General features: G+C 43.8%; 6 protein-coding genes and 1 pseudogene. 6 read left to right on the forward strand and 1 reads right to left on the reverse strand.

What is annotated here, in order from left to right; translation table 11 throughout:
* Positions 1-51: 51 nt before the first annotated feature.
* Positions 52-1,017 carry a tetratricopeptide repeat protein gene (locus tag E5342_RS10025; protein WP_121735457.1) on the forward strand — a complete coding sequence of 322 codons (966 nt, stop codon included), beginning with the start codon at positions 52-54 and terminating at the stop codon, positions 1,015-1,017.
* Between the two features lie 74 nt (positions 1,018-1,091).
* Here E5342_RS10025 and E5342_RS10030 read toward each other — a convergent pair.
* Positions 1,092-1,410: pseudogene (locus E5342_RS10030) on the reverse strand (PD-(D/E)XK nuclease family transposase); the annotation flags it as partial.
* Between the two features lie 167 nt (positions 1,411-1,577).
* Between E5342_RS10030 and E5342_RS10035 the strand changes: the two are divergent.
* The 5 genes from E5342_RS10035 (at position 1,578) to E5342_RS10055 (ending at position 5,990) form a co-directional block, all read left to right on the forward strand.
* Positions 1,578-2,867, forward strand: a complete 1,290-nt coding sequence (locus tag E5342_RS10035; protein ID WP_121735455.1) for a hypothetical protein — start codon at positions 1,578-1,580, stop codon at positions 2,865-2,867.
* A 114-nt stretch (positions 2,868-2,981) separates the two neighbouring features.
* On the forward strand, positions 2,982-3,134 hold the full coding sequence (gene rpmH / locus E5342_RS10040) for a 50S ribosomal protein L34 (protein ID WP_005633099.1): 153 nt from the start codon (positions 2,982-2,984) through the stop codon (positions 3,132-3,134).
* A gap of 150 nt (positions 3,135-3,284) precedes the next feature.
* The gene (locus E5342_RS10045) at positions 3,285-3,911 is read left to right on the forward strand and encodes a PASTA domain-containing protein (RefSeq protein WP_121735454.1); all 627 of its coding nucleotides are present in this window, start codon (positions 3,285-3,287) and stop codon (positions 3,909-3,911) included.
* A gap of 4 nt (positions 3,912-3,915) precedes the next feature.
* Positions 3,916-4,995, forward strand: coding sequence for an RluA family pseudouridine synthase (locus tag E5342_RS10050; protein WP_121735453.1), 1,080 nt, complete (start codon positions 3,916-3,918; stop codon positions 4,993-4,995).
* Between the two features lie 2 nt (positions 4,996-4,997).
* The gene (locus tag E5342_RS10055) at positions 4,998-5,990 is read left to right on the forward strand and encodes a D-alanine--D-alanine ligase (protein WP_121735452.1); all 993 of its coding nucleotides are present in this window, start codon (positions 4,998-5,000) and stop codon (positions 5,988-5,990) included.
* Positions 5,991-6,049 lie beyond the last annotated feature (59 nt).

The raw sequence follows: 6,049 nt of genomic DNA on the forward strand, positions 1-6,049 counted from the left end.
TTGCGGTGGAACTCTAATAATGTGGAACTATAATAATTAAGGAATAAGACCATGGGAAATTTCTTTACATCTTTATTCTCTTCTTCCAAACCGGCTGAGGCGACGGAGGATAAGGCGAAGAACGAGCAGAAGAACTTTGATATCTTGAAATACGACGGCGTACGTGCTCAGAAGATGGGAAAACTTGTTTATGCGATCAAATGCTTTACGGAGGCACTGAATATACAGGAGGATTTTGAGACGATGAGTTATCTCGTTTCCGCTTATACGATGGCGAATGAGCTGGGGAAAGCCGAAGAGGTGTTGAACCGGATGGTTGAGATGGAGCCGGATCATATCGCTACCCGCTTGACTCGCGTTAACTTATTGTTTATGTTGGATAAGGATGCGGAGGTCATAACCGATTGTTTGCACGTGATCAAGCTAGAGCCTTCTAATCATGTCGCTTATTTCATGATGGCAAAAGCGAAGAAAGCGACGAATGACATATTTGGCACTATCGCCGACCTGACGAGATCGATCTCCTTGAAGGAGGATTTTGCCGATGCTTATTTATTGCGTGCGGAGATTCTTTTAGGACTGGGACAAGTTAAAGAGGCACTGCCCGATGTGGAAAAGACGATCGATCTCGTGCCGGAGGAGGAAAGTTCTTATTTATTGAGGGGACGTATTCATCTGGCTTTAGGGGATATTGATGCTGCGAATTCTGATTTCCAGCAGGTCTTGGATCTAAATCCGTTTAATGAGGATGCTTGTATCTTATCTGGTCAGTTATTGATCGAACAAAAGAAATATGACGAGGCGATCGCTTTCTTCGACGAGGCGATCGAGACGAATCCGTCTTTCGCCAAGGCTTATAGTGAGCGTGGGCGAGTCAAGAATCTGAAAGGTGATAAGACCGGTGCGTTCGAGGACTTGAAGAAATCTCTGGAACTGAATCCGGAAGGCGAGGAGGCCCAGAAGATGAACGGGCAGCATTCGAATTTCGATGATATGTATAAAGGGGGAATCTTTTGATTCCCCTTTTTTAAAGTCTGCGCTAACAGTCCGCTATCTCTTCGGGAGGAGAACTCTGTGCAATTCGCTGTGATACCATATTTTTCTCCTTACATGAATATACTCGGAGACTGCCTTGGACGTACTATATAGCATGCGGTGAAAATAACCTAGCTCTCGGTTGTTTTGTACCTCGTTGATTATCAGCTTGCTTTTGTTGTTTTCGGTCAACATATTTATGCGGTTGAACTTGTTCTCGCTATCCTCTTTGTTTCCTTCGCTTTCTAGAATATGCACGATTGCCACGTCCTCTCCGAGAAGAGTGGATAAAAGACCTTCTAGGACTATGCAATTGGATTTGTTTCTTAGGGAGGATGCGATAGTCCTTGCGCCTACGGAAGATAATCCTGATATTTATACGTTAGGAACAATATGGAAGAAGTGAGGAATTTATAAAAAAGTCATACCTTTGTATTCTTGGATATTAATAATTACAACCAATGAAATGATATGAAAAAGATTAATTTGTTTTCTTGTTCAAGGGAGATGCGATTTACGACTTTACCGATGAGTAGTTTGAATTGTTGAACGAGGCGTACGAGTGCAGAGCTATTTTGGCGATCGACCAACCGAAGGAGTTGCAAATCCTGCAATTGGCCTTCAAGATGCAAGATCCAAGTTTTGAGACTGGCTACTCTAATGAAACGCACGATGTTCCTTATGCTGAGTTTTTGGCATACAATTCAAAATTTAAAAAGCAGTATGAGATGACCAGCTTTTTCGAAGATGACCCGGTGGAGGTTGGGACTCTGCAAGTCTCCATGGAGCAAGATGCGGAGAGTGAGTTCCCTATGGTAATAGATTCTACCTTGATTGTTGAGAACATAATCATAGAGGAACAAGAGTTGTCCCCCTATGTAATTGGACTGCATGCCGATGAGATTAGCAAGTGGATGAACACTTATGCGAACGGGCAGGAACTCCTCCGCTCCGGTGTATTCCCATCTGGTATAACGAAGAATGCGACTTTGCAATCTATTTTGGAGGCGCAAGTGAAAACCGTGACGCATAGTGTGTCGTTTGGAGATTTTGATGGCTTTAAGAAATTGAATAGTGATATAAAAGGACGTACCGCTCCTTTTACGCTGAACTATAATATATATGGTGTATATTCGTTTAAAGAAGATGCCGATTATTATTTGATTGATCAAGAGATTCTTGGAAATAGCTCCAATCTATGGAGAGGAACCGGGGACGGAGAAAAAGGAGCTTGCCTAATTGCCGTGGAGTATGATGCCATATTGAGAGACTATGCTACTGATAAGCCATTGTCTCTAAAAGATGGTTGTATACTCTTGCGGCCTTCACCTGAGACCACGTCGGGAACGCAAACCGTTACGACTTCTTGTGAGTTTTCACTAAATGGTTTGATTGGATTGGCTCCGGGTGGGCCGAGTCTCTCTGTAGGAGGAGGAGTTAACTGGGGTACCAGCCATAGTGTCAATTTGCCAGACGTAAAAGTCACATCGAACATAATGGATGATGCTACATTGCAAAATAATGCGAAATGGAGATACGACATTCAATATAATGATCCTGATTTTAAAGGCTTTTTCAAAAAAGCTGCGTTTGGAGATGCTACTACTATCTCGACTTCGGCATTCCATACTTACCATAGTTGGATTTGGAAGGTTGAAAATCCGAAAAGATATAGAAGTGGTTTTGAGGTTCAGGTGAGACGTATTAGGTTTGAGTATAAAGCAGAGCGATTTACGACGAATAACGTATTTGAATGGGCAACTAAGTTTTCAACTAAATACATCGGTTGGAGTGGACCTTTCCGCTTAGATGCGCCGAATCGTGCGCTGTGAACGTGAATAAGATACAAACCGTAAAAAAATTGCGCAACCCTTTGTTTATTAAAAAAAAGGCTCTATCTTTGCAGCCCGAATAAGTATGCGAATAATAATAAATAATATAGAAAGATGAAAAGAACATTCCAACCTTCCAACAGAAAAAGAAAGAACAAGCATGGCTTCCGTTCAAGAATGGCTACCGCTAATGGCCGTAGAGTATTAGCGTCTCGTCGTGCTAAAGGTAGAGCAAAATTGACGGTATCTGACGAATACAACGGATAATTAGTCCCGTTCTAAAGATTTATAAAGAAAGTAGAGGTTTTTTCCTAAAAAGCCTTTACTTTCTTTGTTTTTGTAGTATTGCTCTGGTGGATATTGGTCTATATGCCGTTTTTTTTCTACTTTTGAACCGCCTACAAATACATACGTGAAATGAGTAACTTTTTTGTAAAACTGATAAAGAATCCGTTTGTCATCAATCTCTTGTTGGTGATAGTCATGTCGTGTGGCGTTGCTTATGGCGTGCTGGTGTGGCTGGATTCTTATACCCGCCATAATCAAGCGGTGGTCGTCCCGGACGTGAAAGGAATGAAGTTGGAGGATGCCGCCGAGTTTTTCCGGAATAATAAGCTACGTTATAACGTGATCGATTCCGTGTTCTCGAAAGATGTGGCTCCGGGCTCCATCGTGGAGTTGGTTCCCGGTGTCGGATCGAAGGTGAAAGAGGGACGGATCGTATTTGTCACGATTAACGCGTTGACTTCCCAGATGACCGTGATACCGGAGGTGGAAGACTTATCTTTCCGTCAGGCATATGCCTTGCTGCGGGCTCGTGGTTTTTCGTCGGTTGAGATAGAGTATGTGCCGGGTGATTATAAAGATTTGGCGATGGGGGTGGAGTTAAACGGGCGTACCTTGCTCAAAGGGGAACATGTACCGTTGACCGCTCATCTCGTATTGAAAGTAAGCAGTGGCGATCCGAATATGCTTCCCGACTCGTTGGCTTTGGATAGTATTCCGGTAGAACCATTGGATAGTGATATCGAAAACTGGTTTTAAGGGAATGGACGAGTTTTTAGACGATATGGATGATGAACAGGTGGATGACCTGTTGATGCCGGAAGAAGACGGAACATCGTCGAACCAGATGTATGAGCACTTCCGCTTCGTGGCGGACAAGGGGCAATCCCTGCTCCGGGTGGATAAGTTTTTGGTAGACCGTATGATGGGCGCTACCCGTAACCGCATCCAATTAGCGGCTGAGGCGGGTTGTATCTTGGTGAACGATAAGCCGGTGAAAAGTAATTACCGGGTGAAACCTTTGGACGTGGTTTCTATCGTGATGGATCGCCCGCGCCGGGAATTGGAGATTATCCCTGAAGATATCCCTTTGAATATAGTATATGAGGACGATGATTTGCTAGTGGTGAATAAGCCGGCAGGCTTGGTCGTACATCCCGGCCACGGTAATTATACCGGTACGTTAGTGAATGCCTTGGCTTATTATTTGAAGGATGATCCCTATTATGATCCTTCCGATCCTCGTTTAGGCCTGGTACACCGTATCGATAAGGATACGTCTGGCTTATTGGTGGTGGCTAAACGCCCGGAGGCCAAGAGTAACTTGAGCCTGCAATTCTTTAACAAGACAACCAAGCGTAAATACCGTGCCTTGGTATGGGGTATCGTTCGGGAGGATGAGGGGCGTATCGAGGGAAATATCGGTCGTGATCCTCGTGACCGTATGCAAATGACTGTCTTTCCGGAAGGCGATCAAGGCAAGACTGCTGTTACCCATTATACCGTATTGGAACGCTTGGGTTACGTAAGTTTGGTGGAGTGTCGTTTGGAGACAGGGCGCACGCACCAGATCCGTATACATATGAAATATATCGGTCATACGCTTTTCAACGATGAGCGGTATGGCGGACATGATATCTTGAAAGGAACAACTTTTACTAAATATAAACAGTTCGTGCAAAACTGTTTCGCTATTTGTCCACGTCAGGCATTGCATGCTAAGACGTTAGGGTTCGTTCATCCTACTACGGGAGAGGAGATGTTTTTCGATTCCGAGATTCCTTCCGATATGCAGCAGCTGATCGACAGATGGCGTGTATACGCAAACACTAAAGAATTATAAAAATGAAAAAGAACATCGCTATCGTAGCAGGGGGAGATTCCTCCGAGATCGTTATTTCATTGAAAAGTGCGGACGGAATCTACTCTTTTATTGATAAAGACAAATATAATTTATATATTGCCATTGTTAAGAGGGATGAGTGGGCGGTTATACTTCCTAGTGGGGAACATACACCAATTGATAAGAATGATTTTAGCTTCAAGGAGAATGGCATGGTGAGGCATTTTGACTTCGCTTATATAACGATACACGGTACTCCGGGCGAGGACGGACGTTTGCAAGGATATTTCGATATGATCGGTATGCCTTACTCGTCTTGCGGGATGCTGGTGAGTGCTTTGACGTTCAATAAATACGTATGTAATCATTACTTGAAAGACTTTGGTGTAAAAATTGCCGCATCCATTCATTTGTTCAAGGGAGAGACTATTACGGACGAAGAAGTCGTGACTCGTTTGGGTTTGCCTATTTTCGTGAAACCAAACGATGGGGGTAGTAGTTTTGGCGTGACGAAAGTGAAAGAGGTTGCCGCTATCCAGTCTGCTATCGCTAAGGCGTTTGGGGAAGGACGTGAGGTGATTCTCGAGAGTTTTATCGATGGGACGGAAGTGACATGCGGTTGCTATAAGGTGGAGGGTAAAGAGGTTGTCTTCCCTTTGACCGAGGTGGTTACGGATAACGAATTCTTCGATTTCGATGCGAAGTATAACGGGCAGGTGGACGAGATCACCCCGGCTCGTATTTCCGCCGAGTTGACGGAGGTGATACAGCGCAAGACATCAAGAATTTACGATATATTGGGTGCCAAAGGGCTGATTCGTGTGGATTATATTATTCCGGCAGACGGGGATCCTGTTTTACTGGAAATAAACACGACACCGGGAATGACGGCTACCAGCTTTATCCCGCAGCAAGTACGTGCAGCGGGATTGGATATCAAGGATGTCATGACAGACATTATTGAAGACGAACTTAAAAACAGAAAAACAAAATGAATAGATATGAACTATAATATAAAAACAGAATACGGTTAACGATAATTAGCATACTCATG

This window comes from Parabacteroides distasonis (genome assembly GCF_004793765.1).
Classification (GTDB): domain Bacteria; phylum Bacteroidota; class Bacteroidia; order Bacteroidales; family Tannerellaceae; genus Parabacteroides; species Parabacteroides distasonis_A.